Source organism: Gammaproteobacteria bacterium (genome assembly GCA_028819075.1).
Classification (GTDB): domain Bacteria; phylum Gemmatimonadota; class Gemmatimonadetes; order Longimicrobiales; family Gaopeijiaceae; genus BD2-11.
The window spans coordinates 110606-136440 of sequence record JAPPMM010000019.1 but is presented as its reverse complement, the minus strand read 5'-3'; the positions used below and the strand labels follow the sequence as shown (position 1 = coordinate 136440).

24 protein-coding genes are annotated in these 25835 nt (G+C 68.6%); 22 read left to right on the top strand and 2 right to left on the bottom strand.

Translation table 11 applies throughout. The features are described 5' to 3' along the window. Position 1 precedes the first annotated feature (1 nt). From OXU32_05120 to OXU32_05110, 3 genes are all read left to right on the top strand, one after another. On the top strand, positions 2–1069 hold the full coding sequence (locus OXU32_05120; protein MDE0073349.1) for a type II secretion system F family protein: 1068 nt from the start codon (positions 2–4) through the stop codon (positions 1067–1069). A gap of 9 nt (positions 1070–1078) precedes the next feature. Beyond that, on the top strand, positions 1079–1990 hold the full coding sequence (gene asd, locus OXU32_05115; protein MDE0073348.1) for an archaetidylserine decarboxylase: 912 nt from the start codon (positions 1079–1081) through the stop codon (positions 1988–1990). A gap of 263 nt (positions 1991–2253) precedes the next feature. Further along, entirely contained in the window at positions 2254–3885 is a 1632-nt protein-coding gene (locus OXU32_05110; protein MDE0073347.1) for a sodium:alanine symporter family protein, read from the top strand. Between the two features lie 25 nt (positions 3886–3910). Here OXU32_05110 and OXU32_05105 read toward each other — a convergent pair whose 3' ends face one another. Continuing rightward, positions 3911–5113, bottom strand: coding sequence for a DNA polymerase IV (locus OXU32_05105; protein MDE0073346.1), 1203 nt, complete (start codon positions 5111–5113; stop codon positions 3911–3913). 146 nt (positions 5114–5259) lie between these two features. Here OXU32_05105 and OXU32_05100 point away from each other — a divergent pair, with 146 nt between their 5' ends. The 17 genes from OXU32_05100 (at position 5260) to hslU (ending at position 21897) form a co-directional block, all read left to right on the top strand. Beyond that, the gene (locus tag OXU32_05100) at positions 5260–5874 is read left to right on the top strand and encodes a superoxide dismutase (GenBank protein ID MDE0073345.1); all 615 of its coding nucleotides are present in this window, start codon (positions 5260–5262) and stop codon (positions 5872–5874) included. A 269-nt stretch (positions 5875–6143) separates the two neighbouring features. Beyond that, complete coding sequence (locus OXU32_05095; protein ID MDE0073344.1) at positions 6144–7142, top strand: DUF5715 family protein; 999 nt, start codon at positions 6144–6146, stop codon at positions 7140–7142. A 99-nt stretch (positions 7143–7241) separates the two neighbouring features. Beyond that, entirely contained in the window at positions 7242–7670 is a 429-nt protein-coding gene (locus tag OXU32_05090) for a type II secretion system protein (GenBank protein ID MDE0073343.1), read from the top strand. Continuing rightward, complete coding sequence (locus OXU32_05085; protein MDE0073342.1) at positions 7667–8041, top strand: hypothetical protein; 375 nt, start codon at positions 7667–7669, stop codon at positions 8039–8041. Before OXU32_05090 ends, OXU32_05085 begins: the two co-directional genes overlap by 4 nt. 52 nt (positions 8042–8093) lie before the next feature. After that, a complete protein-coding gene (locus tag OXU32_05080) occupies positions 8094–8771 on the top strand; it encodes a hypothetical protein (GenBank protein ID MDE0073341.1) in 678 nt (225 codons plus the stop codon). After that, a complete protein-coding gene (locus OXU32_05075) occupies positions 8768–9895 on the top strand; it encodes a hypothetical protein (protein ID MDE0073340.1) in 1128 nt (375 codons plus the stop codon). The genes OXU32_05080 and OXU32_05075 overlap by 4 nt, the downstream gene beginning before the upstream one ends. A gap of 4 nt (positions 9896–9899) precedes the next feature. After that, complete coding sequence (gene pilM / locus OXU32_05070; protein ID MDE0073339.1) at positions 9900–10937, top strand: type IV pilus assembly protein PilM; 1038 nt, start codon at positions 9900–9902, stop codon at positions 10935–10937. After that, on the top strand, positions 10934–11560 hold the full coding sequence (locus OXU32_05065; protein MDE0073338.1) for a PilN domain-containing protein: 627 nt from the start codon (positions 10934–10936) through the stop codon (positions 11558–11560). The genes pilM and OXU32_05065 overlap by 4 nt, the downstream gene beginning before the upstream one ends. Continuing rightward, entirely contained in the window at positions 11557–12171 is a 615-nt protein-coding gene (gene pilO / locus OXU32_05060; protein ID MDE0073337.1) for a type 4a pilus biogenesis protein PilO, read from the top strand. Before OXU32_05065 ends, pilO begins: the two co-directional genes overlap by 4 nt. Then, entirely contained in the window at positions 12168–12674 is a 507-nt protein-coding gene (locus OXU32_05055) for a hypothetical protein (protein MDE0073336.1), read from the top strand. Before pilO ends, OXU32_05055 begins: the two co-directional genes overlap by 4 nt. Then, entirely contained in the window at positions 12671–14125 is a 1455-nt protein-coding gene (locus OXU32_05050) for a hypothetical protein (GenBank protein ID MDE0073335.1), read from the top strand. Before OXU32_05055 ends, OXU32_05050 begins: the two co-directional genes overlap by 4 nt. Positions 14126–14257: 132 nt before the next feature. Further along, on the top strand, positions 14258–15457 hold the full coding sequence (aroC, locus tag OXU32_05045) for a chorismate synthase (protein MDE0073334.1): 1200 nt from the start codon (positions 14258–14260) through the stop codon (positions 15455–15457). Continuing rightward, positions 15450–16037, top strand: a complete 588-nt coding sequence (locus tag OXU32_05040) for a shikimate kinase (protein MDE0073333.1) — start codon at positions 15450–15452, stop codon at positions 16035–16037. The genes aroC and OXU32_05040 overlap by 8 nt, the downstream gene beginning before the upstream one ends. Further along, positions 16034–18703 carry a type I DNA topoisomerase gene (topA, locus tag OXU32_05035; GenBank protein ID MDE0073332.1) on the top strand — a complete coding sequence of 890 codons (2670 nt, stop codon included), beginning with the start codon at positions 16034–16036 and terminating at the stop codon, positions 18701–18703. The genes OXU32_05040 and topA overlap by 4 nt, the downstream gene beginning before the upstream one ends. Before the next feature lie 22 nt (positions 18704–18725). Beyond that, the gene (locus OXU32_05030) at positions 18726–19637 is read left to right on the top strand and encodes a tyrosine-type recombinase/integrase (GenBank protein ID MDE0073331.1); all 912 of its coding nucleotides are present in this window, start codon (positions 18726–18728) and stop codon (positions 19635–19637) included. Between the two features lie 188 nt (positions 19638–19825). After that, on the top strand, positions 19826–20386 hold the full coding sequence (gene hslV / locus OXU32_05025) for an ATP-dependent protease subunit HslV (protein ID MDE0073330.1): 561 nt from the start codon (positions 19826–19828) through the stop codon (positions 20384–20386). After that, positions 20386–21897: an ATP-dependent protease ATPase subunit HslU gene (hslU, locus tag OXU32_05020; protein ID MDE0073329.1), complete on the top strand. Its 1512-nt coding sequence runs from the start codon at positions 20386–20388 to the stop codon at positions 21895–21897. The genes hslV and hslU overlap by 1 nt, the downstream gene beginning before the upstream one ends. 76 nt (positions 21898–21973) lie before the next feature. Here hslU and OXU32_05015 read toward each other — a convergent pair whose 3' ends face one another. Beyond that, the gene (locus tag OXU32_05015) at positions 21974–23194 is read right to left on the bottom strand and encodes a DUF4143 domain-containing protein (protein MDE0073328.1); all 1221 of its coding nucleotides are present in this window, start codon (positions 23192–23194) and stop codon (positions 21974–21976) included. A 559-nt stretch (positions 23195–23753) separates the two neighbouring features. Between OXU32_05015 and argF the strand changes: the two genes are divergently transcribed. Both argF and gcvT read left to right on the top strand, forming a co-directional pair. Then, positions 23754–24683, top strand: a complete 930-nt coding sequence (gene argF / locus OXU32_05010) for an ornithine carbamoyltransferase (protein MDE0073327.1) — start codon at positions 23754–23756, stop codon at positions 24681–24683. 36 nt (positions 24684–24719) lie between these two features. Beyond that, entirely contained in the window at positions 24720–25829 is a 1110-nt protein-coding gene (gene gcvT, locus OXU32_05005; protein MDE0073326.1) for a glycine cleavage system aminomethyltransferase GcvT, read from the top strand. The last annotated feature ends 6 nt before the right edge of the window (positions 25830–25835 follow it).

Sequence of the window (25835 nt, the reverse complement as noted above, 5' to 3'; positions counted from 1 at the left end):
GATGTGGCGGCGGATCCGTTCACCGTTCCGAGGCCGCGTACCGTCGCGCGACATCGCGGTGTTCGCGCGCCAGTTCGCCACCATGATCCAGTCCGGCCTGCCCCTGGCGCCCAGTCTGGGGGTGCTCGCGGAGCAGGCCGGCAACGCGAGGCTGGCGGCGGTGGTGGGCGACGTGCGTCACGACATCGAGGCGGGCCGGACCCTTGCGGGAGCGCTCGGTGAGCATCCGGCGGTATTCAGTCAACTGTTCGTCAGCATGGTCGCCGCGGGGGAGGCGGGGGGCGTGCTGGATACAGTGCTGGCGCGCCTGGCCGACTCGCTCGAACGAACCGACCGTCTCTCGCGCAAGGTGCGCGGCGCCCTGATCTACCCGGCGGTGGTGGTGGTGGTGGCCGCCTGTGCCCTGCTGGTCCTGCTCGAGTTCGTGATCCCGACCTTTCAGGAGATGTTCGCGGCATCGGATCTGCCCTTGCCGCTACCCACCCGGCTGGTCATCGGTCTTTCCGAGAGCCTGCGGGCATTCTGGTGGCTTCCACCTCTCTTCACCGCGGGCGCGTGGGTCGGGTTGGGGCGCGCCCGCGCCACCCCTCGCGCCCGCCTGGTTCTGGACCGCCTGCTGCTGGCTTCCCCGGTGGTCGGCCCGCTGTGCCTGAAGATGGCAATGGTCCGATTCGCCCGCACGCTGGGCACCCTGGTGGCCTCCGGCGTGGCGATTCTGGAGGCGCTGGAAATCACCGCCGCGAGCACGGGCAACCGCGTGGTGCACGACGCCGTCATGAACTCCCGGAGATCGATCGCGGGGGGGAACACCATCGCCGAGCCTCTCCGGGCATCCGGGATCTTCCCGCCCATGGTGCTGCAGATGATCCACGTCGGCGAGCAGACCGGCGGTCTGGACGAGATGTTGGCGAAGATCGCCGACTTCTACGACGATGAGACCGGGCGCTCGATAGAGGCCCTGCTGGCGGCATTCGAGCCGGCGATGGCCACCGTCCTGGGCGTCGTGGTGGGTGGAATGATCGTGTCCATGTACCTTCCCATCTTCGACATGATCAACGTCGTGGGGTGAAGGGGGCGAGTGGAGAACTCAGCACGGGAAGGACGGCCACGGGCCTCGTGGGGCGGGCGCCTCCTGCTCGCGCTCCTGTCGCGGCTTCCGAGGGCGGTCGCCAGCCGCGGCTTCGGCCGGCTTGCGGACGCGGTAATCCCCCGCCCACTGCGGGCGCCCCTGATCGGAGGCTTCGCGCGCATGGTTGGCGCACGGATGGACGAAGCCGGGCAGGCGCCTGCCGACTACGCCAGCCTGAACGCGTTCTTCGTGCGGCGGCTCGCGTCCGGCGCCCGGCAGTGGCCGTCGGATGCTTCGCTGGTGACGTCGCCGGTGGACGGCGTGCTCACCCGGCTCGGCACGGTGGAGGACGGCCAGCTCGTGCAGGCGAAGGGTCGCCGCTACACTGCGGCCGCCCTGCTGGCCGGCGAGGATGCCGCGGCCCGCTTCCATGGCGGGCTGTATGCGACCATCTACCTCGCCCCCAGGCACTATCACCGCATCCACGCCCCGGTGGCGGGTCGGCTGTGCACGGCCACGTACGTCCCGGGTGGGCTCTTCCCGGTGAATGCCGCCGCGGTGGCCGAGATCCCGGATCTGCTCGCGACCAACGAGCGCGTCGTTTGCTCGCTCGCGGGGGGTGCCGGGCGGATCGCGCTGGTGGCGGTCGGGGCGTACAACGTCGGGCGCATCTCCACCGCGTTCGATCCCGGGTGGGGTGGGGGGGAGGGCGGCTGGGTCACCAACCGCCGCCCGCCGTCCGGGCGCCACCGGACCTACGAGCCCGCACTCACCATCGCGCGCGGGGAGGAAATCATGGCCTTCCACCTGGGGTCGTGCGTGGTCATGCTGCTCGAGCGCGACAGCCATGAATGGGTGCCCGGCCTGACCGCCGCGAGGGAAATCCGCCTCGGGGAAGCGCTCGCGCGGCCGTTGCCTTGACCCGGGTCGGCCCGATCCACCGAGCGTCTTTCGGCCGGTCCTCCGCGCGGTTCCCCGCGGGACGCGACGCACGCCACTGAGCCCATCCCGGGATCGGCTCATGTTGACCACGGTCCGCTCGCGGGGCATCCTTCCCGATTCCGACACCCGATCCGCCCCGCAGCCGAGGAGCCTCCGTGGAACTCTTTCAGACACTATCCGACCTGGGGAACCGCTACATCGTGGAGCTGGGCATCTCGGTCGGCGACGAGACGGTTCCCTTCATGGTGATCCTGCTCCTTGGCGTGGGCGTCTTCCTCACACTGCGGCTCGGGTTCGTGCAGGTTCGCAGGCTGGGCCACGGGTTCGCCGTCACCTCGGGCAAGTACGACGATCCTGACGAGCCGGGCGACGTCTCGCATTTCCAGGCGCTGACCACGGCGCTGTCCGCAACCGTCGGCATTGGCAACATCGCCGGCGTGGCGATCGCGATTCACTGGGGAGGCCCGGGTGCGCTCTTCTGGATGTGGGTCACGGCCGCCCTCGGCATGGCCACCAAGTTCACCGAGGTGACGCTCGCCCAGAAGTATCGTCAGGTCGAGGCGCCCGATCACGACGCCCACAAGTGGGAGGGGACGGTAAGCGGCGGTCCCATGTACTATATCGAGCGTGGGCTGGGAGCGCGCTGGAAGTGGATGGCCGTCTTCTTCGCCATCATGCTGGGGCTGACCGCCTTCCTCACCGGCAACGCGATTCAGGCCAACACGGTCTCGGATTCGATGCGCACCATCTTCGGCATCCCTGCCACGGTGAGCGGTCTGGTTACCTCCGGAGTGGTCGCACTGGTCATCCTTGGAGGGATTACCCGGATCGGACGGGTTACCGGAATCCTGGCGCCGGTCATGGCCGCGGTCTACTGCCTGGGCGCGCTGGTCATCCTGCTCTTCAACGCGGCCGACATCGTTCCCGCACTCGGTCTCATCTTCCGCGAGGCCTTCAATCCCACCGCGGGCGTGGCCGGGACCGGCGTGGGCGCCTTCCTCGTGACGCTGATGTGGGGTGTCCGCCGCGGCCTCTTCTCCAACGAGGCAGGCCAGGGCTCGGCGCCCATCGCGCACGCCGCGGCCAAGACCGACGAGCCGGTGTCGGAGGGCGTCGTCGCGCTGCTCGAGCCCTTCATCGACACGATCGTGATCTGCTCGATGACGGGACTCGTGATCATCACCACCGGCGTATGGAACGCCCGCATCCCCACGGAAGTCACCCTGGGGGGCGGCGACCTGGGGTATGTCACCGTGGATGCCATGGGCAACAACGAGGGCGCGGACGCTCCGGCCGAAATCCGCTTCGAGAACGGAGTGCCCGCGGATCCGGGCGGCGTGCACATCGCGTGGCACGACGCGTACGTCGACATGCTGTATGTGGACGAAGCGCATACCACACCCTTCACCGGAACCGTCCTGCCGGACGAAGGCCTTGCCCGGACAGACGATGGCCAGACCTACGAGTCCCTCCACGGGGAAGCCTTCGAGAGCGGCGCGCCCCTGACCATGGAAGGCTTCCGCCGAGGATTGAGCGCGCTGGGCGACTGGGGCCACATGATCGTTGTTTTCTCGGTGCTCCTGTTTGCGATATCGACGGCGATCGCGTGGAGCTACTATGGCGACCGCTGTGCGTACTACCTGCTGGGGGCGAACGCCGTCCTGCCGTACAAGCTGGTCTTCGTCATCATGCACTTCGTCGGCGCGGTGCTGCCCCTGACGGTGATCTGGAACCTGGGCGACATCTTCCTGGCGATCGTCATCGTTCCCAACCTGATCGCGCTCTTCATGCTTGCGCCCAAGGTGGCCGAGGAAGCCAACGGCTACTTTGCGCGCAAGCCGTGGCTGCGGCAGCGGGGATCATCCCGCGAGTAGGGAAACAGCGGTTCGCCGAGCGGGGTTACTCCCGGGAACCGAGGCTGCGCCCCGGACCGAGGGCGCCATCGCCGAACCGGTTCCGGGCGACGTCCATCACCCGGGAGATGCGGCGTGCGCGGTCCGGATCCGGATCGTCGGCTTCGGGAAGGAAGGCGAGTTGCGCGCGTTTCCCTTCGCTCGAGAATCCGCTGGCGGCGACGCCGAGGAGGCGCGCAGGAGTTCGGCGCCGCGACCGTAGTTCGGCGAGAAGCTCGCGGGCCACGCGAAGGATGGCCTGGTCCGATTCCACCGGCCGGGGCAGGGTGCGGCTGCACTGGCGGGTCGCGAAATCCCGGTCCCGGATCTTGACGGTGATCGTGCGCGCTCCCCCACCGAGTCGGCGAACGCGCCGCGCGACCGAGTTCACCTGTCGCGACAGGACGCCGTCCAGCTCATCGTCGTCGGAGAGGTCGGCGGCGAACGTCCGCTCCACGCTCACCGACTTCCGCTCGCGCACCGGGAGGGTGCTCTCGCCGTCCAGTCCCCGCACCCGGTCGTGCAGCCAGCGGGCGCGCCGGGCTCCGAACCAGCGCTCGAGCCATTCCTGCTGGACCCGCAGCACGTCGGCAACGGACCGTAGCGACCGGCGCTCGAGCGCCGCGCGGAACGCGGGGCCGATCCCGGGGATGTCCTCGAGGTCGAAACGCCGCATGAACTCGGCTTCCTCTCCCGGAGGCACGATGCAGACGCCCGCCGGCTTGGCGAGTCCGGTGGCGAGCTTGGCGATGAGGCGCCGGGTGCCGCCTCCCGCGGAAACCGAAATGCCGGTGCGCGCCAACACGGTATCGCGGATGCGCCGGGCGGTGTCTTCGAAGGACTCCCCGGCCAGCATCCGCTCCGTGCCCGAGAGATCCAGGTAGAATTCGTCGATGGAAGCCGGTCTGACCACGGGCGACAACTCTTCCAACGCGCGCCGAACTTCCCGGCTGCGCCGCACGCACGCAGCCCTCGGCACGGGAACCACCGCGGCTCCGGGACACAGGCGGAGCGCCTGCGCGGTGGGCATCGCCGAGCGGACGCCGTGTTTGCGCGCCTCGTAGGAGGCCGACGCGACCACGCCCCGACCCTCCGGCGTCCCCCCGACGATCAGCAGTCGCCGACGTCCCGCGCCATCGGGATCCTCGAGGCGCGCCACCTGCACGAAGAAGCTGTCGCAGTCGACCAGAAGAATGCGCGGCGGGTTCATCTTCAGCGTCCAGGTTCTCCCGCGGCCAGTGGTGGAACTCCGGGGCACTTGCCTGTAAGATACGATGCCGATTCCCCGACATACCACGCCTCGTCCCGGTGAGGTGCCCGGGAGAACGTCCCCTTCATACAGCGGAGCCTGCGACCATGGCCTATCCCCACGAGCTTCCGGACCTCGGTTACGACTACGATGCGCTCGAGCCGCATATCGACGCGCGCACGATGGAGATACACCACTCGAAGCACCACGCGGCCTATACCGCCAATCTCAACGCGGCGCTCAAGTCGCATCCCGGCCTCCAGGACCGCAGCGTGGAAGACCTGCTGGGCAACATGGGCGACGTCCCCGAGGCCATTCGCGGCGCGGTGCGCAACAACGGCGGCGGATACGTCAATCACGCGCTTTTCTGGGACCTGATGACGCCCGGCGGCGCGGACGCCCCCAGTGGTGACCTGGCATACGCGATCGAGGCTGCCTTCGGCTCCGTCGACGAGCTGAAGAGCCGGGTCAACACAGCGGCCATCACCCGCTTCGGCTCCGGCTGGGGTTGGGTGGTCGCCACCGATTCCGGACTGGCGGTGCGCTCCACGGCGAACCAGGACAGCCCGCTCATGGATGGCCAGACCCCGATCCTCGGCGTGGACGTGTGGGAGCACGCGTACTATCTGCGCTATCAGAATCGCCGGCCCGACTATCTCACCGCGTGGTGGAGCACGGTCAACTGGGACGTCGTGGCCGCCAACTTCGCCGCCGCCGGGTAAGGCCACCCGCCAGACGTCGTCGCATTCCGCGCTCCGCACCGGCGTCGCCGTTCTCGCACCTCGGTCGCAAAGTGCCTTCCCAGCTGACGTTGGACACGGCCCCATGCTTCCGGCTCCGGGCCCGCCATGTCGTTGTAAACCCTTGCGGACGGGGGAGAATCGGCGTATAGAATACACGCTGCGCACTCTAAACAAATGAAGTTTGGAGATGGTCGGAGTGGGGCGATCCGGTCACCCTCCCGCTACAGCTTGGATCTGGATGGGAGACGATGGGACGATACGGCATTCGGGCAGGAGTCCTGGTCTGCGGCGCACTGCTGGCCGCGGGGCTCGCGCCCTCCTCATCCGCTGCGCAGAGCCTCCGCGGGTCGTCCCGCTCGCTGACCGCCCAGAACGCGCAGGCGCGGGCCCACGACTTCACCTACCTGCGGGACGCCGCTCACGTGCGGCGGTTTGTCGAGCTGGGCTACCTGGTGCCGCTGTACGGCAACCGGGACTATGACATCGATGACGAGGTCAGCTTCCCGTACGCCCGTCCCCAGGTTCGCACCTTCGTGGAACGGCTGGCGGGGCAGTATCGCAGGGCCTGCGGGGAAGTCATGGTCGTCACCAGCCTGACACGCGCGCTCAACCGGCAGCCCCCCAACGCCTCCAGCCGCTCGGTGCATCCCACCGGCATGGCCGTCGACCTGCGCCGGTCCAACCATCGCCCCTGCCGCGCATGGCTGGAGGATGTCCTGCTCTCCCTGGAAGCGAACGGGGTCCTGGAGGCCACGCGCGAGTCCCGCCCCCCCCACTACCACATCGCCCTGTATCCCGAACCATACACCCGCTACGTCGAGGGCCTGAGGACGCGAGCCGTCCAGGCGACAGAGACCCGGGTGGCGGCCGCGACGGATGCGGCGGAGGCTGCGTCGGCGGAGGATGTCGCGGCAGCGGGTGCCGGCAGCCGATCGTATCGCGTGCGCTCCGGAGACGCACTGTGGGACATTGCGCGCGCGTACGGGACGACGATCGCGGCGATCCAGCAGTCGAACAACCTTCTGGGCAGCCGGATCTATCCGGGTCAGGTCCTGACGATCCCGCCGGGTGGCGGAGTCGGCGTACAGGCCATGCACCTGAGTTACCGGGTGCAGCGGGGGGATTCCCTGTGGGACATCGCGCGCGCGCACGGCACGACGATCGCTGCGCTGCGGCGGTCGAACAACCTGCGGGGCAGCCGAATCTACCCGGGTCAGGTGCTCAACATCCCCACGCAGTTCCGGTAGCGGCCGGAGCGGCTCTGGAGCCGGGTAGTCCCGGATTCGACATTCGGTAGTCCCGGAACGCCATCCCCGGCAGGATCCCCGGACGCCATCTTTCATGGCATGAACGGGGGATTCACACTTTTCGAGTGCCTAGTGGTGCTGGCCATCGTCGGCATCGGGATCGCGCTGGGGATGCCTGCCCTGCAACTGCACCGTGATCGCTGGGCCGTGACTCAGGCGCGCGAAGCCAGCGCGGGGCTGCTCGCCCGCGCCCGGATCGACGCGCTGGGGTCCGGTGCCTCGCAGGTCACGATTGTGCCGGGCCGCGGGCACATCGAGCGCAGCCTCGGGGGCACATTCCGGGAGCGTGTCGACCTGGGAGACCGCTACGGGGTTTCGCTCGACATGTCGGGGCGGGATACTCTCGCGACCATCGAATTCAATGCGCTCGGACTTGGCCGGATGTCTGCCCGTACGCTTCGTTTCGGGCGGGGCGCAACACATGCGTCGCTGGTGATTTCCACCTACGGGCGGGTATCCCGGCGATGAGTGGGTCGAGCTGGGCGCCTCCTGCGGCGGCCGTGTCCGCGGGATTCACGCTCGTAGAGGCCATGCTGGCCATCGTGCTCCTGTGCACGGGTCTGTTGGCAGCGGCCGCGCTCGGCACCGCATCGCTTCATTCCTGGCGGCGCGCCGGAGAACTGTCCGCCGCGGTGGTGGCGGCGGGGGAGATCGCCGACTCCCTCGGGCTCTTCGGGGCATCGGGCGGCGCGACGCGCCAATACCCGTGGGGGGCGCTCGTCTGGGACGATCCGGTTCCCCTGGGAGGGAGGCTCCTGCAGGTGGTCATCCGGGCCAGCGCGCACGACACCACAAGAGCGGAGTTGCTGCGCGTCACGACAATCGTGCCGGCACCCTGACATGGGCGCGCCACACCCGCGGGCAGCCGCTTCTCGCCAGGGATCATCGATCGTGGAGGCCCTTACCGCCATGGTGCTCCTGGTAGCGGTCATGGCGGCGGCGCTGCAGACGCTGACGACCCTTCGACATGCCCTTTGGAGCGTGACAGAAGACGCGCAGGTGCGCGAAACGAGAAGGATCACACGGTACACGCTCGCGCAGGAACTGAGGACGGGGCTTGCCGGCATCGACTGGGTGGCAGGCGCCGGAGATTCCGTTGCCTTGAGGGCGTTTCGGGGAACGGGGGTAGGTTGCGCCACCGTCCCTCAGCCCCTTTGGGCGGTGCGCTACACCGGACTGCGCCGACCCGACCCCGCCAAGGACTCCGTGCTCGTCCTCGCCGCCGATGGGGTGTGGCGTGTCGCGGAACTCGTCCGGGTTCGGACCGGCGCATGCGGCGATGGCGCCGCGGGTGAGGTTTGGGTACTGAACCCAGCGGTACCGGAGGCGGTCGTGGGACGAGTATTCGAACGGGGCAGCTACCACGTCGCTGCGGGTGCCTTCCGCTACCGCCCGGGCCGAGGGGGGCGCCAGCCGCTCACCGCGCAGGTCCTGCGAACAGGCGCAGGCGTCGGCTCGAGGGTGTCGGGCCGCGGGGCCGGACTCGATCTGCGGCTGGCCTTCGGCCAGGCTCCCGTTGCGACCACAATTGACTCGGCGCGCGTGTGGCCGCGGGAGACCTGGCCGTGAGGAGCGTCACCGGCCCGGAAGACGCGGGCGCCGGGGGATTCGCGATCCCGTTAATCCTCATGGTGCTGCTCGCCGCGACCGCCTTCGGACATCTCCTCCACTACCTGGCGCACCAGGAACTGACGGTAGCTCGAGCGGAACGCGACCTGCTGATCGCACGGCTCGCCGCGGAGGGCGGAGTGCGCGCGGTGACCGGCACGGCGACGGGGCTGCTCGCGGCGGTGCCGGTCGGGGACAGCACGGTGGTCGAGGGTGCGCACGGGCAGCGAGGTGCCTATCGCGTGGCCGCGCATCGCCTTACACGCGAGATCCACCTGCTTGCGGGGGAGGGCCTGGTGAACGGTGCAGCCCGCGCGAAGGTCGGGCGGCTGACCTGGGCGCTCGACGCAGGCGCCCGCATCAGCACGTTCCCGGCGGCGGTCGCTGCTCGGGCCAGCATCACGGTAACGGATTCGGCGCGTATTGCGGGTGACCGCGTTACGGCTGCGCCGTTGGCCTGGGGTGCTACCGAGTGCGCACCGCAGCTTCCGGTGGCGGATTCGATCTTCCCGCACGGCGTAGTAGCCGAGAGCGGGCGCTGGGTGCCCCCGGCTGCCACCCCCGAGTCGGCCCGGCGGCAGCGGCTGGCTCTCGACCTGAATCCGCCGTCCCTGAATCTGGGAGTCCTCTCCTTCCAGGATCTTGCGGAGCTGGCCGACATCACGCTCGGCATCGCTGGCGGCAGTACGCGCGTCCATCTCGGCAGCGGTTGTCCCGCAACTGCGGCGGGCAATTGGGGCACGCCCCTGAGTCCCGGCGGAAGCTGCGGGGCCTACCTGCCGGTCGTCGTTGTCCGCGGGTCGCTGGAGGTGACCGGCGGCGAGGGACAGGGGGTGCTCGTGGTGGACGGGGGCGCAAGCTTCCTGGCGAACGCAACCTTCGCGGGGCTGGTGCTGGCGACGCAGGCCGTCCGCCTTGCCGACGATGCCCGCGTTGCCGGGTGGATCCGCTCGGGCGACCGCGTCCTCCTGGAAGGACGGGCTCTGGTGGAGGCGTCCGCCTGCGCCGGCCTGCGCGCGCTCAGCCATGCCGGACTCCGGACGATGCGGGCCCTGCCGGCAGGCTCCTGGCTCGAGCCCGTCTAGGCCGATGGGCTGGTTCAGGCGCGGGCAAGTGTCCCTTGGGCTCGATGTCGGGAGCCGATACCTCAAGGTCGTACAGATGAGCCATGCGAGGCACGCTCCCGAAGTCTCCCGGATTGCGATGCGCGCGTTGACGGAGGGAAGCGATGATGCACGCGCCGGCACTGCCGTGGTTGAAGCGGTCGTCAAACTGTTCCGGGACTCCGGACTGAAGCAGGGTCGAGTAGTGACCGGCGTCGCGGGTCACGGTGTCATTGCCAAGCGGATCGAATTGGAGCGCATGAAGCCGTCCGAGTTGCGGGAGGTAATCCGCTGGGAGGCCGAACAGCATCTTCCCTTCGATACCGCCAGCGTCGAACTGGACTTCCAGATCCTCACCCCCGGGGATCCCATGGACGTCCTTCTGGTGGCAGCCAAGCGCGACCTGGTGCATGAGGCCACCGAAGTCGTGCGCACTGCCGGGCTCACGGTCGAAGTCCTTGACGTAGATGGCTTTGCGCTGAGAAATGCCTTGATCCACAACCATCCCGAAGCGGCCGAGGGTGTCGTTATGGCCGCCGACATTGGCTGGGAGACGACCACTGTGGTCGTTGTGGAGGAAGGAATCCCCGCTGTCACGCGCGATTTCCACTTCGGCGTGCGCTCCCTGTGCAAGGCCGCCCAGCGGGAGACGGGCCTGGGGGCACGGTCTACGGAAGCCATGATTCGCGGTCAGCGGGTATCGCCCGGCCTACGGGCGGTCATCGAGTCCGCCGCGGACGAAATGGCCGTGGGACTGGGGAGGGCGTCGGCCTTCCTGAAGACGAGGTCCGCCGACCTTGGTCTAGGGCGCGTCTACCTGAGCGGCGGGGGTGCCCGGATCCCGGGTCTGGCCGAGGCGCTGGGCCGCATCCTCTCCGTCGAAACACACGTCGCCAACCCCTTCGAACGAATTCCCGTCCGTCCCGATGCCTGCGTTGATGTCGAGCTGGAAGAGGTCGCGCCCATGCTGTTGTTGCCGGTGGGTCTGGCGTTGCGCTCATTCCCACGGAGTCGCGACCGGTGATCGAAATCAACCTGATGCCCGGGGGGACGGGCCACGCCGCGCGCAGGCGGCGATCGTCAGCGAATGCGTCGCCTTCGAAAGCCGCGTCGCCGTGGCACCTGGCGGCGAGCGTTCCCGGGCTGGCCACCCTCCTGGTGCTGGCGTTGCTTCACCCGGGTGCCCGCGATCGTCAGCGAGTTCTGGAGGATCGAGTCACTCAAGCCATGGGCGACTCGACCGCACTGGCCGGTCTGATCTCCTCTGCGGACCAATTGCGTGCCGGACGCGATTCCGTGGCCGCGCGAGTGCGGGTTATCCGGGAGCTCGACCAGGGGCGGTACGTCTGGTCCCACATCCTCGATGAAGTGGCGGCTGCAATGCCGGAGTTCACCTGGTTGACGCGTATCGCGGAAGCGGGCGGTGGGGACAGGGTCCAGGTGGAGATCGAGGGACGAACCGCCAACACCTTTGCCCTGACGCGCTTCATGAACCGGCTGGAGGTCTCTCCCTTCCTGACTTCCGTCAGCCTGGTCGGTACCGAGCAGGTGGCGGAACGACTGCCGGACGGTGCGGAGTGGGTCCTCAGCGCCTTTGTGCTCCGTGTTTCCTACCAGCCCCGCGCATCGGTGAGCAACCCGGCATGATGATCGCGATCCCGGGTTCGCGGCCCGCGCTGCTGGCGGCCGTGCTGGTGACGCTGGCCGCGGCTCTGTTCTACCGCGAGCACCGCCGCCGGGACGGGGAGGTGCAGCGGCTGACGCGCCGTCTGGAGCGGTTGGAGGCCGGAAACGAACGCGCTCGGAACCTGCTGCCCGAGGGGACCGCGCAACTTGCGAGCCGGCTGAGACGCTACTCGGATCACATCGCGCGGCTCGAGCAGTTGATCCCCCGCACCGAGGAGGTCCCGGCGCTTCTGGAGTCACTGGCGGCCGAGGCCCGGCGGTCAGGGCTCGGAGACCTGGCCTTCATGCGCCCCGGAGAGGAGGAAGCGAATCCGTTCTACACGAGCCGGACTTACGAAATGTCCGTGGTGGGCGGCTACCACGAGGTGGCCCGTTTTCTCACCGCGGTCGCGTCACTGCCGCGCATCGTTACGCCGATGGAACTCGAGATGATCTCGATCCCCGATCCGGCCGTGGAGGAGGGTCCGGCGGTGCGCGCCCACTTTCGGATCGAGACATTCGTCCGTCCGCCGGCAGGGACGGAGCCCGCCCTCGGCGGGTCTAACGGAACGCCAGCGGAGGTCGTCCGATGAATGTGAAACCGTTACTCATGGTCGCCCTGGTGGTCCCGCTGCTTGTCCCCCGGACCATCATCCAGCAGGCTCGACCTTCGGCGTCCTCCGGCGAGGGCGTCTCCGGGACGCAGTCCGACGCGAACCTGAGCGACGAGACGGGCGAACCGGGTCTCGACCGCGAAGTCTTCGTCTACCCGGCAGGCGACCGGCGTGACCCGTTTGAACGGCCTCTGCCCGCTAACTCGGCGGGCACCAGATTCGAGGACCTTCGGCTCATCGGCGTCATCCATTCCCCCAACGCCGGGGAGAGCATCGCTCTGGTCAGTTCCGGGACGGCGGTCCCGGCGGCCGCGGGCGCCACCGGTGAACGCACGTATCGCCTTCGCCAGGACGTGGTTCTCGGCGAAATGAGAGTCCTCCGGGTCGAGCCGGAGTACGTGATCGTAGAGATCCGCCGGTTCGGCATTGGAGAGCAGCGGGAGCTGCACCTGAGTCGGCCACCAGGGAGGTTGGGGCGATGAGACCGATGCTGACCGCGTGGCTGTGCCTTGGGTGGCCGTGGATGAGTGTTTCCGTCGTCCACGGCGAGGCGTCCCCAGGTGCGCCCGGCTCCCGGGATGTTCACCTCGCCGGCGAGGCTACCCCTGCAATGCTCGCACGGCAGGTTGCTCAGCCGCCGCCCGGGGAACCGCGCATCACCGCCACCTTCGTCTCCGCTCCCCTCCGGGACGTGCTCTTCACATTCTCGGAGTTCGCGGGCATCTCCATCGTCCCCGGGGCCGACGTGTCCGGCATCGTGTCGGCCGATATCCGGGACCAGCCCTGGGACGAAGCCCTTCGCGTCATTCTCGATTCGCACGGGCTGGCCGCGCGCGAGCTCGAAAACGGCATACTCAGGGTGGACTACATTGAGAACCTGAATCGGCGCGAAGACGTTGAACCCCTCGAGACCGGGGTGTTTCACATGAGCTACGCGACCGCCGCCGACCTGCTGCCCGCCGCGCAATCGCTCCTGAGCGACCGCGGCAGCGCATCCCTCTCGCTGGCCACCAACAGCGTCATCGTGACGGATGTCCCCAGAGCGCTGGCCCAGGTCGAAGCGCTCGTCGAGGAACTCGACATCCGCGCTCCCCAGATCACCATCTCCGCGCGGATCGTCTTCGTGAACCGAACCGGTCTGGAGGAACTCGGGGTCGCTTATGATCTCCGTGACTCGCGGGGCCACCTTTCGTTGCTCCCGTCCGGCGCAGCGAATCCCGGCGAAGACACCGGGGGGACGGGCGCAGAGGCCCCCGGGAGCGAGGCAGCCGGCGAAGCGGTCAGCGGCGACATGGTGTTGTTGGACGGAAGCTCCATCTCCGCACTCGGCAACGCAGCAACCCGCATCTCGGGGTCCGCGCTCTCCGTGCTGACCTCGCTGGTGTTGGGACGGCACACGCTGCTGGCCTTCCTGGAAGCGCTCGAGACACTCAACCTGTCTCGCATGGAGGTGGCCCCGTACATCTCCGTGCTGGACAACCAGACCGCCCGCATCCTGGTGGGCGAACGCACGCCGATCAGGGTGCTGGACGCAGGTGCCGGAAGCGCGGGAGGACTGCAGTCTCCGGTCGTGCCCACGGCTGCCGTGGAAATCCAGGAGACGGGTATCGTCTTCGAGGTAACCCCGCATGTCGCCGAGGGAGGCCATGTCCTGCTCGACCTGCATGCGGAACGCTCCTTTGCGGAGTTTACCCCGGCCGCGTCCGACGCCGGAGTCATCTTCCATACGCAGGAAGCGTCTTCCCGCGTGCTGGTTCAGGACGGCGAAACGGTGGTCATCGGCGGTTTGGCGGTGACCGAGGAGATCGAGAGCCGCTCGGGCATTCCTCTGCTGATGAGGATCCCGGTGCTCGGCGCCCTCTTCCGCGTCGACCGCAGGCAGACGATCCAGCGCGATCTGGTCATCCTGGTGACGCCGTACATCGAGACCTGATTGCAGCTCGGGCGCAGGCTGCGAGCCCGGCTTCCGCCCGGGTCGCGGCATACGCGCCGGGTTGACGACCGGGGGAGGGTTGGCTATGACTCCGCCAAACCACTCTCGGGGAGATTCAACCACATGAGGCGAATCAGCTTTCGGACGGCCGGCGAGTCCCACGGACGCGGCCTGCTGGCGATTCTGGAAGGGCTGCCGGCAGGGATGCCGCTCTCGACCGAGCGCGATGTCGACCCCGACATGAAGCGTCGCATGGCCGGCTACGGCCGCGGCCGCCGCATGCAGATCGAAGCGGACCGCATCGAACTGATCTCCGGCGTGCGTCTGGGCGAGACGCTCGGCTCTCCCATCGGGATGCTGCTCTGGAACCGCGACTGGAAGAACTGGACTACGGCGATGAGCCATGCTCGGCCGGATCCCGAAGGCAACCCCAAGGCGTTGCGCCGCATGCATCTGCCGCGCCCGGGACACGCCGATCTGGTCGGGGTGCTCAAGTATGACCGGCACGACACCCGCGACATTCTGGAGCGGGCGAGCGCACGCGAGACGGCCGCCCGGGTGGCGTGCGGCGCCGTCGCCAGGACCCTGCTCCGGGAGTTCGGGATCACGGTGGGGTCGCACGTGACCTCGATCGGGGATATCGAGGCCACTCTCCCGCGCGAGCTTCCGGCCGACCTCAACGCCGCTGCGGACGCCTCGCCGGTACGAATGCTGGATCCGGACGCGGCGGACCGCGTCATCGCGTCCATCGACCGGGCCAAGGAGGAAGGAGACACGCTCGGCGGCATCTTCGATGTCGTGGTCCGGCATGTGCCGGTGGGCCTGGGGAGCTACATCTCCTGGGACACCAAGCTGGATGGCCGCCTGGCGGGGGCGATGATGTCGATTCACGCCATCAAGGGGGTCGAACTGGGCCTCGGGTTCGAGGGCGCCCGACGATTGGGGTCGCGCGTGCACGATCCTATTCAGCCCGCCCCCGGCGACCGGCCACCGAGCGGGTACGCACGCCCCTCCAACCGGGCCGGCGGCCTGGAGGGCGGGGTCACAACCGGCGAGCCTCTCGTCATCCGCGCCGCCATGAAGCCCATCTCGACGCTGCGCAAGCGGCTGCCCAGCGTGGACCTGCGGGACGGGTCGGTGGCCGACGCCGCCGTGGAGCGAAGCGACGTCTGCTCCGTGCCCGCAGCGGCGGTGGTGGGCGAGGCCATGGCCGCCCTCGTGGTGGCCGACGCCCTCATCGAGAAGTTCGGGGGCGACAGCCTCTCCGAGATGCGCCGGAACTACGAGGGCTACACCGCCTACCTGCGCGACCGGCGGCAGCGTCATGAATGACCCGGCCGACGGCGGGAGTGCCCCGCCCCCTCCTTCCCGGATCCTCCTGATTGGCTTCATGGCCAGCGGGAAGTCGGCCGTCGGTCGCGAGGTGGCGCGGCTGCTCGGCTGGCGGTTCGTCGACTTCGACGTGGAAATCCGGCGCCACACGGGGCGTGACATCGCGGACATCTTCGACCGCGGCGGCGAGGGGGAGTTCAGGGCCATCGAGGCGCGGGTGGCGCGCCGCCTGCTCCGCCGCGACCGGACCGTCCTCGCGTCGGGGGGCGGCTGGGCCGCCCAGCCCGGGCACATGGAGGGGGTGGCCGCCGACACGCTGTCCGTCTGGCTCAAGGTCACTGCGGAGACCGCGGTGGAGCGGGCCCGCAGGCAGGGCGTCGATCGACCTCTCCTCGATGTCCCCCGACCCGTCGAGCACTCCCGGCGCTTGCTTGCCCGCCGGGAACCGTACTACCGTCTCGCCCGCTTGACACTCGACAGCGAGGACGTTTCCGTAGCCGCACTGGCGGACCGGATCGCGCGTCTCGCCCGCCAGGGGATCGAACCAGCCTCCAGCCCGCCGCCAGCCCACCCATCATGAAGCTCGTCATCGTCGAATCGCCCGCGAAGGGCAAGACCATAGAGCGCTTTCTTGGCCGGGACTATGAAGTGGCTGCGAGCTTCGGCCACATCCGCGACCTGCCGCGCACCGCCAAGGAGATTCCCGCGCGCCTTCGCTCGCAGCCATGGGCCAGGCTGGGCGTTGACGTCGACGGAAACTTCGAGCCGGTCTACGTGATTCCCCCGGAGTCGAAGAAGCACATCAGCGCGCTTCGCAAGAAGGTCCACAGCGCGGACGAAATCATCCTCGCGACCGACGAGGACCGTGAGGGAGAGTCCATCAGCTGGCACCTCCTCGAAGTCCTCAAGCCGCGCATCCCGGTTCAACGCATCGCATTCCACGAGATCACGTCGAGCGCCATCAGGGCCGCTCTTGAGGATCCGCGCCAGGTGGACGGAAAGCTGGTCCGCGCACAGGAGACCCGCCGCGTCCTTGATCGCCTGTTCGGTTACTCGCTCTCACCCGTGCTCTGGAAGAAGGTGCGAGCCGGGCTGAGCGCCGGCCGCGTGCAGAGCGCCGCGCTGCGTCTCGTGGTGGAGAGGGAAGAGGAGCGCCAGAGGTTCAGGTCCTCCGAGTTCTGGGCCGTGAAGGCAACCCTCGCCGAAGCTGTGACCGCGGGGCGGAACGGCGAGGACGCCGGCTTCGCCGCCGATCTGATCCGCACCGGTGGCAAGACCGTGGCCACCGCGAAGAACTTCGACGCCAGGACCGGTGCGCTGCGGCGCTCCGCGGGCGTGGTGGTGCTGGATGAAGCTGCGGCGGCCCGCGTTGCCCGGGAGGCGACGGCGACCCGTCCCTGGCGGGTCGGGCGCGTCGAGGAGAAGGAGTCCCGGCGGCGCCCGGCGCCCCCCTTCATAACCTCCACCCTGCAGCAGGCGGCAAGCTCCAAGCTGCGCTTGACGCCCAGGCGGACGATGAGGCTGGCGCAGCAGCTCTACGAGGGGGTCAATCTGGGTGGGGGCGACCGCCAGGGTCTGATCACCTACATGCGCACCGACTCCGTGAGCCTCAGCCAGGCCGCGCTGGCGGAAACTGCCGGGTTCATCCGCGAAAAGCTCGGGGCCAGCTACCATCAGCGGCGTCAGTTCGCGACCCGCTCCCGCAGCGCACAGGAAGCGCACGAAGCCATCCGCCCGACCTCGATCCGCCGCACTCCCGAGTCGCTCCGCGGGATACTGGACGCCGACCAGCTCAAATTGTATGGGCTGATCTGGCGGCGCGCCGTGGCTTCGCAGATGGCCGACGCCCGCATAGCCCGCACCATCATCGAGTTCAGGGTGGACGCGGGCGAACACGGCCACGTCTTCCAGTCGGTCGGCACGGTGGTGCGTTTCGACGGGTTCCTGCGGGTGTGGGGCACGAGTCGCAAGGACGTCATCCTGCCTCGGCTGGTGGAGGGTCAGACCGTGGGCGGAGATGAGCCCGCGCCGGCGAACCCTCCCTCCGGGGACGAGCCGGCTGCGCGCATCGACGTCATCGAAGTCAAGCCCTTGGGCAACCGCACGCAGCCACGCTCGCGCTTTTCGGAGGCGACGCTGGTGCGCAAGCTCGAGGAGGAAGGCATCGGGCGACCTTCCACGTACGAACCCACACTCGCCAAGCTCCGCGAGCGCAACTACGCAATCCGCAAGAAGGGCGTCCTGGTGCCCACCTACGTGGGCCTGTGCGTCACACATCTGCTGCGCGACCACTTCCCGCACTACGTGGATCTCAAGTTCACGGCAGGAATGGAGGATGCCCTCGACCGCATCGCCGGCGGATCCGTCGATCACGTGCGTTTCCTCTCGGACTTCTTCCGGGGCGATGGCGACGGCGCGCCCGGCCTGGAGAGGCGGATCGAGGAAGAACTTCCCCGCATCGACTATCCCGCCCTGGCCGTGGGCGACGACCCGGCTACGGGCGATCCCCTCCTCGTGCGCATCGGCAAGCAGCATGTCTTTCTCCAGCGCGGCAAGGCGAAGGACAGCCCAAGGGCGACGCTCCCGGTGGACCTGCTCATCGATGAACTGACTCCCGAAAAGGCCTCGGAACTGATCGAGGCGCGGCTGCGCGGCAGGAGCCCGCTCGGGCGGGACGACGAAACCGGACTCAACGTCTACGCCCGCAACGGCCCGTTCGGCCCCTATGTTCAATTGGGTGAAGACGATGCGGAGCCGAAGCGAGCCAGCCTCCCGAAGGGAATGTCACCCGAACAGGTCGATCTGGGCTTCGCTCTCCGGCTGCTGTCACTTCCCCGCATGCTGGGAGAGGATCCCGGGACGGGGCAGCCGGTGAAGGCCGGGCTGGGCAGGTACGGTCCCTACGTCAACCGGGCGAAGACCTACCGCAACCTCGACTCGGTGGAGCGGGCGTTCGAAATCACGCTGGGGGAAGCGCTCCAGCTCCTGGAGGTCAGGCCGCGCAGGCCCGTGCTCGCGGTCGCAGGCCGGCACCCGGAGACGGACGAACCCCTGAACATCTACAGGGGGCGCTACGGGCCCTATGTCACGGACGGCAAGGTGAACGCCAGCATCCCGAAGGGCCGGAGTCCCGAGTCCCTCGGAGTCGACGAGGCGCTCGATCTGCTGGCCCGGGCCGCCGCGCGCAAGGCCGCCGGCAAGGGCGGCCGCCGCACCAGAACCGCCCGGACCCGCAGGCGGCGGTGAGGAGGCGCGGGGCCGCGTGAGCGTGAGTCCGGAGGCCGGCGAGTTTCTGCGGTCGCTGGCCGACGAACGACAACTCTCCCCGAACACGGTCTCCGGCTACCGGCGCGACATTCGGGACTTCGAGCGCTTCTTCGCCGACTACACCGGGCATGCCGGCTGGAACTGGACCGACGTCGACCGACTCGCCCTCCGGGGCTTCCTCGGACACTGCCGCCGCCGCCGGCTTTCCCGGCGCACCTCCGGGCGCAAGCTCTCGGCGCTCCGCTCCCTTTTTCGCTTCCTGCACCTCGAAGGACACATCGAGAGCAATCCCGCGCGCGCTCTGCGCACGCCCCGCGCCGACAAGCGCCTTCCCGGACACATGTCGCAGGCCGACGCGGAGGCCGTCTTCCGTGTTGCAGAGGCGCGCGCGGCCGAGAACACCTTTCTCGGCACCCGCAACCTGGCCATCCTGGAGATCCTCTACGGAAGCGGGGTGCGCCTGGCCGAGCTCCACGGGCTCGATCGCGACCGCATCGACCTGATCTCCGACCGCGTGCGCGTGATGGGGAAGGGCCGCAAGGAGCGCATCGTCCCGCTGACCGGGGCCGCGGTCCGGGCGCTCAGGCGCTACGAACCGCACCGGGAGCGCGTGGTATCGCTGAACGACGGCGACCGCCGCGCCGCCATCGTAGGCCGCCACGGCCGCCGCCTCTCGCGGCGCTCCATCCAGTATGTCGTGCGAAGTGCGCTGGAACGCGGGGCAGAGGCGGAGGGGCTTTCCGTTCACTCGCTCCGGCACAGCTTCGCGACCCATCTCCTCGACTCCGGTGCCGATCTGGTGTCGGTCAAGGAACTGCTGGGCCACATCTCGCTTTCCACGACGCAGATCTACACGCACACATCCAGGGAACGACTCAAGCGCATCTACCGCGGCGCGCACCCGCGTGCCTGACGCGGCGGGACCCGAGCCCGCCTGACCCGTCGGGACCCCCGTTCGCGCGGATTCCCGGATGCCATCGACCGCACCCGCTCCTCGTCCGGGTGTACTCTTGGCATGACTGGATGCATCTTTCGCTCGCTGATCCTCCCATTCGCACATGGGGCTTCGCGGCTTCCTTCCCTCACCAGACCCGAGAACACATGACCACGCAGAGTTTCCACGGCACCACCGTGCTCGCGGTCCGCAAGGGGGGCCAGGTCGCCATGGGGGCCGACGGTCAGGTCACGATGGGGGACACCATCGTGAAAACCGCGGCCCGCAAGGTCCGTACGCTCAAGGACGGCCGCTTCCTCGCCGGGTTTGCGGGGGCGGTCGCGGACGCGTTCACGCTCTTCGAAACGCTGGAGGCCAAGCTGGAGCAGTTCCCCTCCAACCTGACGCGCGCCTGCGTGGAAATGGCAAAGGACTGGCGCACGGATCGCGCGCTGCGTCGCCTGGATGCCCTGCTGGTGGTGGCCGACACCGAACACCTGTTCCTGATCGGAGGAGACGGCAACGTCCTCGAACCCGACGACGAGGTGGTGGCGATCGGCTCGGGAGGCGCCTATGCCCTGGCCGCGGCTCGCGCGCTCAGGGCGCATGCCCCGCTTTCCGCTTCGGAGATCGTGCGCGCCAGCCTGGCGATCGCCGGCGAAATCTGCGTCTACAGCAACGAAGAGATTACGGTTCTGGACCTGGGGTCCGAGTCCGAGAGGTTGTGATGGCTGTTTCAACGACGGAGCCCACGGCGCCTTCCGCAGCCGCGGCCGAGACCGACGCCGTGCCCGACTGGCTCGAGCAGCTCACGCCCCGCCAGATCGTGACGGAGCTGGACAAGTACATCGTGGGCCAGGAGGAGGCCAAGCGCGCGGTCGCCATCGCGATGCGCAATCGTTGGCGCCGGCAGCGCGTCGAGGACGAACTGAGGGACGAGATCCTGCCCAACAATCTGATCCTCATGGGCACCACCGGTGTCGGAAAGACCGAGATCGCCCGCCGCCTGGCCCGGCTGACGGGCGCGCCCTTCGTCAAGGTCGAGGCGTCCAAGTTCACCGAGGTGGGATACGTGGGCCGGGATGTCGAATCGATGATCCGCGACCTGGTCGACACCTCGGTGAACATGGTGCGCGCCGAGCGCGAGGACAGCGTCCAGGAAGAAGCCGAGCGCCGGGTCGAGGAACAGCTTCTCGACCTGCTGCTTCCGCCCATGGACGGGCGCACCCCTCCGGCGGGACCCGTGGTGGTCGCCGACGGCGTTCCCAAGGTCTTCGTCGCCGGTCCTCATGGCGTGCAGGAGCATGCCGCCGGCGAGGAGCTGAGCGAGGAGGACGAGCGCCTCATCATGCGTCGGCAGCGCACCCGCGAGAAGCTCCGCAGCCTGCTGCGGGACGGGCAGCTCGAGGAGCGGGAAGTCGAGGTGGAGGTCAGCCAGGCTCCGGCCATCGACGGCATGATGGTGCCCATGGGCGGCATGGAGGGCATGGAATACAACTTTTCCGAGATGCTCCAGGAGATGCTTCCCAAGCGCACCAAGCGACGCAGCGTGACCGTCGCGGAAGCGCGCCGCATCCTCATCCAGGACGAACTGGACCGGCTCGTGGACATGGACGAGGTCGTCAACGAGGCGCTTATCCGCGCGGAAGACATGGGGATGATCTTCCTGGACGAGATCGACAAGATCGCGGGCGACCGCGGCGGCTACGGGCCCGACGTCAGCAGGGGAGGGGTCCAGCGCGACCTGCTGCCGGTGGTGGAGGGCTGCAACGTCCAGACCAAGTACGGGCTGGTGCGCACCGACCACATCCTCTTCATCGCCGCCGGCGCCTTCCACGTTTCCAAGCCCAGCGACCTCATTCCGGAGCTCCAAGGCCGCTTTCCCATCCGCGTGGAACTGCACAGCCTCGACGAAGGACACTTCAAGCGCATCCTGCAGGAGCCGCGCAACGCCCTGCTGGTGCAGTACCAGGCGCTCATCGAGACCGAGGGTGCACGGGCCGAGTTTACGGCCGGCGGCGTCGAGGAGATCGCGCGCATCGCCGCGCGCCTGAACGAACGGATGGAGAACATCGGCGCCCGGCGCCTGCAGACCGTCATGACGACGCTCCTGGAAGAGGTACTCTTCGAGCTGCCCAGCGAGGAGATGGAGCGCCCGCTCGTCGTCGACCGCGAGTTCGTGCGCACGCACCTGGAGGAGATCGCGGAGGACGAGGACCTGCGCCGATATATCCTTTAGCGGCCGGTGGAGTGACTCGCCGCAGCATTCGAGCGGCGATGCACCCGTGCCGGATCGCGTTGAATCAGGCGCGCTGCTACGGCCCGAGTGCCCCGATCGGGATCACCCCCACTCCGTCCGCCCTCTCGTAGCCGTATCCTCTCGCCACGATCACCCCCAGCGCCTGGGGCGGTCCGACCAGGTGCGGGTCCACGCGGTTACGAAGCCTGAGCAGATTGCGGGCGCCCTCCTCAATCATCCTCGGCCCCAGCTTGATCTCGAAAGCCGCCCAGCGTCCGTCGCGGGCCTGCACCACGGCATCCACCTCAAGGCGTCCGTCCTCGCGGTAGTGGAAGACCTCGGCGTCGGCGGCCTGGGCGTACACCCGGAGGTCGCGGACGACCATCGACTCGAAGAGAAAACCGAGGAAGCTGAAGTCCCTGAGCAATCGCCCGGGATCGGCTCCCAGCGCAGCCGCGGCCAGGGACGGATCGACGAAGTGGCGGACCGGACGCTTGCGCAGGACCGCCCGCGAGCGCAGGTGGGTTGCCCACGCCGGCTGGTTCTCGACGATCATGGCCCTCTCCAGGGCGTTGAGGTAGTCCGCGGCGGTGTGCGGCTTCATGCCCCCGTTGTCGCGGGCCCCCACGTCGGCGACGAGTCGGGATTTCGCAACGGCGGTGCCGACATTGCGGGCCAGGGAACGCAGCAGCAGCCTCACGCGTTGTGGGTCCCGGCGGACGCCATCCACCATCCGAATGTCCACGCGGGCCACCTCGTCCACCTGGCTGCGATTCGCCCGCAGGGCGCGCGCAAGCGGCCAGTCCACGGTTTCGGGCCATCCTCCCCGGCAGATCAGCTCCGCGACCTCGCCGACGGGAATGGTGTGGTCTCCGGCCCCGGGAGGATCCCCCGCAAGCAGGCGCGTCAACGAGATCGCGCCCGACGACCGTCCGGTTTCGTGCAGCGACATGGGGCGCAGGCGAAGCCGGACGATGCGGCGCATTCCTGTGTGCCGGGTGGCGTCGTCCGCGGGGATGGCCGACCCGGTGAGAATGAACTGGCCGACAGTGCGCCGGTCATCGACAGCCCGTCGCACGTGGTTCCAGATCCTCGGCTCCAGTTGCCACTCGTCGATGAGGCGCGGCGGCGACCCTCTCAGCACTTCCGCCGGGTCGGCTTCCGCGAGGTGCCGGGCGTCCTCGTCGATGTCGAGCAGGACTTCGCTCGCTGCAAACTCCCTCGCGGTCGTGGTTTTCCCGCAACCCCGCACGCCCTCGATCACCACGCAACCGGTGGCGCGGAGGAGTTCGCGCATCTCCCGATCCACGGTCCTGGGGAGGTATCGTCTCATTTGGTGGGTCTGGCGGAACAGGAAGTCGGGCTTCGGGAAGAGTCGCGCGTCCACCAGGAAACTAGACTCGCCGGATTGACTACGCAACCAAAAACGGCAGAAAAAGGACGCATGTATCGGCAGAATAGCAACTATATCAGAGGTAGAAATATGACGACGGCGTCGGCAGAAACGTGATACGAGGTGTCTGCGGCCCGTGCAACTCGAGCCCGGTCGATGTCGAGCGGATCGGGATCCTGGACGTGATCCCGGGGGAAGGGTAGCCACACGCTCCCGCCGCGTCCGGGCGAGAATCACTACGTCAAGGATCGGTCCTACCCGCTCGACCCCATCGAATCGCTTCCAGACCGGTCGCATCAGATGCGGATTCGTGACCTTATGCCAAAATGGCAGGCTCCTGCCCCCTGGGCGGCTTCCCCGGCACAGCCGTCCTTGGTAGCTTGGGGGCGCGTCTGCCAAAATGGCAGACTGGAGCAGCCATCCTCCAACGGTCCTCCGATCCGAAGATCGCCTTCCCGAGTCCATGACCCCAGCCCGCAAGAAGGACTTTCTGTCCCTACAGGATTTCACCCGCGACGAACTGGCGTCCTTGCTGGAGCACGCTCGGCGCCTGAAGGCCGGAGAGGGTCCGCGCGCGCCGCTCCGGAGCAAGTCCCTGGCGATGGTTTTCCGCAAGAATTCCACCCGCACCCGGGTGGCGTTCGAGGTGGGCATGGTCCAGTTGGGCGGGCAGGCGCTCTTCCTCTCCGCGGTGGACACGCAGATCGGACGCGACGAGCCGCTCGCCGACACCGCGCGCGTCCTGGGGCGCTACGTGGACGGCATCATGATCCGCACCTTCGATCAGGAGGAGGTGGAGCAACTGGCCCGCTGGGCGCCGATTCCGGTCATCAACGGCCTCACCGACCTCCTGCACCCGTGTCAGCTGCTCGCCGATCTGATGACCATGCAGGAGGAGTTCGGGCCGGGGTTCGACGGGATTCGCGTCGCCTGGATCGGAGACGGAAACAACATGGCCAACTCCTGGCTGAACGCCGCGTCCATTCTCGGCTTCGAGCTGGCGCTGGCGTGCCCCCGGGGCTTCGACCCGGACCCCGAGATCGTGGCGCGCGCCCGCGCGGCCGCCCCCGTGCACCTCACCCGATCGCCGCGCGAGGCCGCCGAGGGCGCCGATGTGGTCACCACCGACGTGTGGGCTTCGATGGGACAGGAGGGCGAGGCGGATGCACGCCGAGACGCTTTTTCGGGCTTTACCGTGGATCGCGCGCTGATGGCGCGGGCCTCCGAACGAGCGATCTTCCTGCATTGCCTCCCCGCCCACCGCGGCGAGGAGGTCACGGAGGCGGTCCTGGAAGGCCCCCGTTCACGCGTGTTCCGGGAGGCGGAGAACCGATTGCACACCCAGAAGGCACTCTTGATCGCACTGCTGGGAGAGGATTGCAATGATGAATGACCGGAGGTGGCAGCCGATGACCGGAAGAGGGACTCCATGAGCGCGGGGCTCGCCCGCACGCCGCTCCATGACGAACACCTTCGGGCCGGCGGCAGGATGGTGCCCTTCGCGGGATACGAGATGCCGGTCCAGTATCGCCGGGGCATCCGCGCGGAGCACAACGCGGTGCGCGAGCGCGCGGGTCTCTTCGACGTCTCGCACATGGGCGAATTCGAGGTGCGCGGCGCCGGGGCTCTCGACCTGGTGCAGTGGCTGACCACCAACGACGCGGGCCGCATGGAGGTGGGGCAGGCGCAGTACTCCGCATTCTGCGACGCGACGGGATGCGTGCTGGACGACCTGCTCGTCTATCGCTTCGAGGACCGCTACCTGCTGGTGGTCAACGCGGCCAACCGCGACAAGGACTGGGCGTGGGTGACGCGGCACGCGTCCGGCTTCGACTGCGAAGTGCGCGACATTTCCGACCGCACCGCCCTGCTGGCACTGCAGGGGCCTTCGGCCGCGGGCATCCTCGCCCGGCTCACCGGAGCGGACCTGGACGCTGTAGGCTACTACCGCTTCACCACCGGCGAAGTCGCCGGCGTGCCGGCGATGGTGGCGCGCACCGGGTATACCGGAGAGGACGGCTTCGAGCTGTACCTGGAGGCCGGCGACGCGCCGGCGGTCTGGCGCGCGCTGCTCGAAGCCGGTGCCGAGCACGGTCTGGAACCCACGGGCCTGGGTGCCAGGGACTCTCTGCGGCTCGAGATGGGATACGCCCTTTACGGCAACGATCTGGACGAGGAACACAGCGCGCTCGAGTCGGGGCTGGGCTGGGTGGTGAAGCCGGGGAAGGGCGACTTTTCGGGGCGTGACGCGCTGGTGCGCCAGAAGGCCGAGGGGATTCCGCGCCGCCTCGTCGGGCTGCGTTTGCTGGAACGCGGCTTCCCGCGGCCCGGCTACGAGATCGTCGCGGAGGGCGAGCTCGCCGGAACCCTGACCAGCGGGACGGTGAGCCCGTCGCTGGGAGAGGGGATCGCCATGGGCTACCTCCCCACCCCCCTCGCCGCCCCCGGCACGCAGGTGGCCGTGCGCATCCGCCGCGCGGATGTCCCCGCCGTGGTGGTCCGCCCCCCCTTCTACCGCCGCGGCTCGATCCGGCGCTGACACGGA

Excerpts from the sequence above, each read along its gene's own strand:
- topA (MDE0073332.1), top strand. The coding sequence starts at position 16,034 with ATGAAGCTCGTCATCGTCGAATCGCCCGCGAAGGGCAAGACCATAGAG.
- OXU32_05105 (MDE0073346.1), bottom strand. The coding sequence starts at position 5,113 with ATGAACCCGCCGCGCATTCTTCTGGTCGACTGCGACAGCTTCTTCGTG.
- OXU32_05090 (MDE0073343.1), top strand. The coding sequence starts at position 7,242 with ATGAACGGGGGATTCACACTTTTCGAGTGCCTAGTGGTGCTGGCCATC.
- OXU32_05050 (MDE0073335.1), top strand. The coding sequence starts at position 12,671 with ATGAGACCGATGCTGACCGCGTGGCTGTGCCTTGGGTGGCCGTGGATG.
- OXU32_05110 (MDE0073347.1), top strand. The coding sequence starts at position 2,254 with ATGGTGATCCTGCTCCTTGGCGTGGGCGTCTTCCTCACACTGCGGCTC.
- OXU32_05120 (MDE0073349.1), top strand. The coding sequence starts at position 2 with ATGTGGCGGCGGATCCGTTCACCGTTCCGAGGCCGCGTACCGTCGCGC.
- pilM (MDE0073339.1), top strand. The coding sequence starts at position 9,900 with ATGGGCTGGTTCAGGCGCGGGCAAGTGTCCCTTGGGCTCGATGTCGGG.
- OXU32_05100 (MDE0073345.1), top strand. The coding sequence starts at position 5,260 with ATGGCCTATCCCCACGAGCTTCCGGACCTCGGTTACGACTACGATGCG.
- argF (MDE0073327.1), top strand. The coding sequence starts at position 23,754 with ATGACCCCAGCCCGCAAGAAGGACTTTCTGTCCCTACAGGATTTCACC.
- hslV (MDE0073330.1), top strand. The coding sequence starts at position 19,826 with ATGACCACGCAGAGTTTCCACGGCACCACCGTGCTCGCGGTCCGCAAG.
- hslU (MDE0073329.1), top strand. The coding sequence starts at position 20,386 with ATGGCTGTTTCAACGACGGAGCCCACGGCGCCTTCCGCAGCCGCGGCC.
- OXU32_05015 (MDE0073328.1), bottom strand. The coding sequence starts at position 23,194 with ATGCGCGAACTCCTCCGCGCCACCGGTTGCGTGGTGATCGAGGGCGTG.
- OXU32_05085 (MDE0073342.1), top strand. The coding sequence starts at position 7,667 with ATGAGTGGGTCGAGCTGGGCGCCTCCTGCGGCGGCCGTGTCCGCGGGA.
- OXU32_05040 (MDE0073333.1), top strand. The coding sequence starts at position 15,450 with ATGAATGACCCGGCCGACGGCGGGAGTGCCCCGCCCCCTCCTTCCCGG.
- OXU32_05095 (MDE0073344.1), top strand. The coding sequence starts at position 6,144 with ATGGGACGATACGGCATTCGGGCAGGAGTCCTGGTCTGCGGCGCACTG.
- pilO (MDE0073337.1), top strand. The coding sequence starts at position 11,557 with ATGATGATCGCGATCCCGGGTTCGCGGCCCGCGCTGCTGGCGGCCGTG.
- OXU32_05055 (MDE0073336.1), top strand. The coding sequence starts at position 12,168 with ATGAATGTGAAACCGTTACTCATGGTCGCCCTGGTGGTCCCGCTGCTT.
- gcvT (MDE0073326.1), top strand. The coding sequence starts at position 24,720 with ATGAGCGCGGGGCTCGCCCGCACGCCGCTCCATGACGAACACCTTCGG.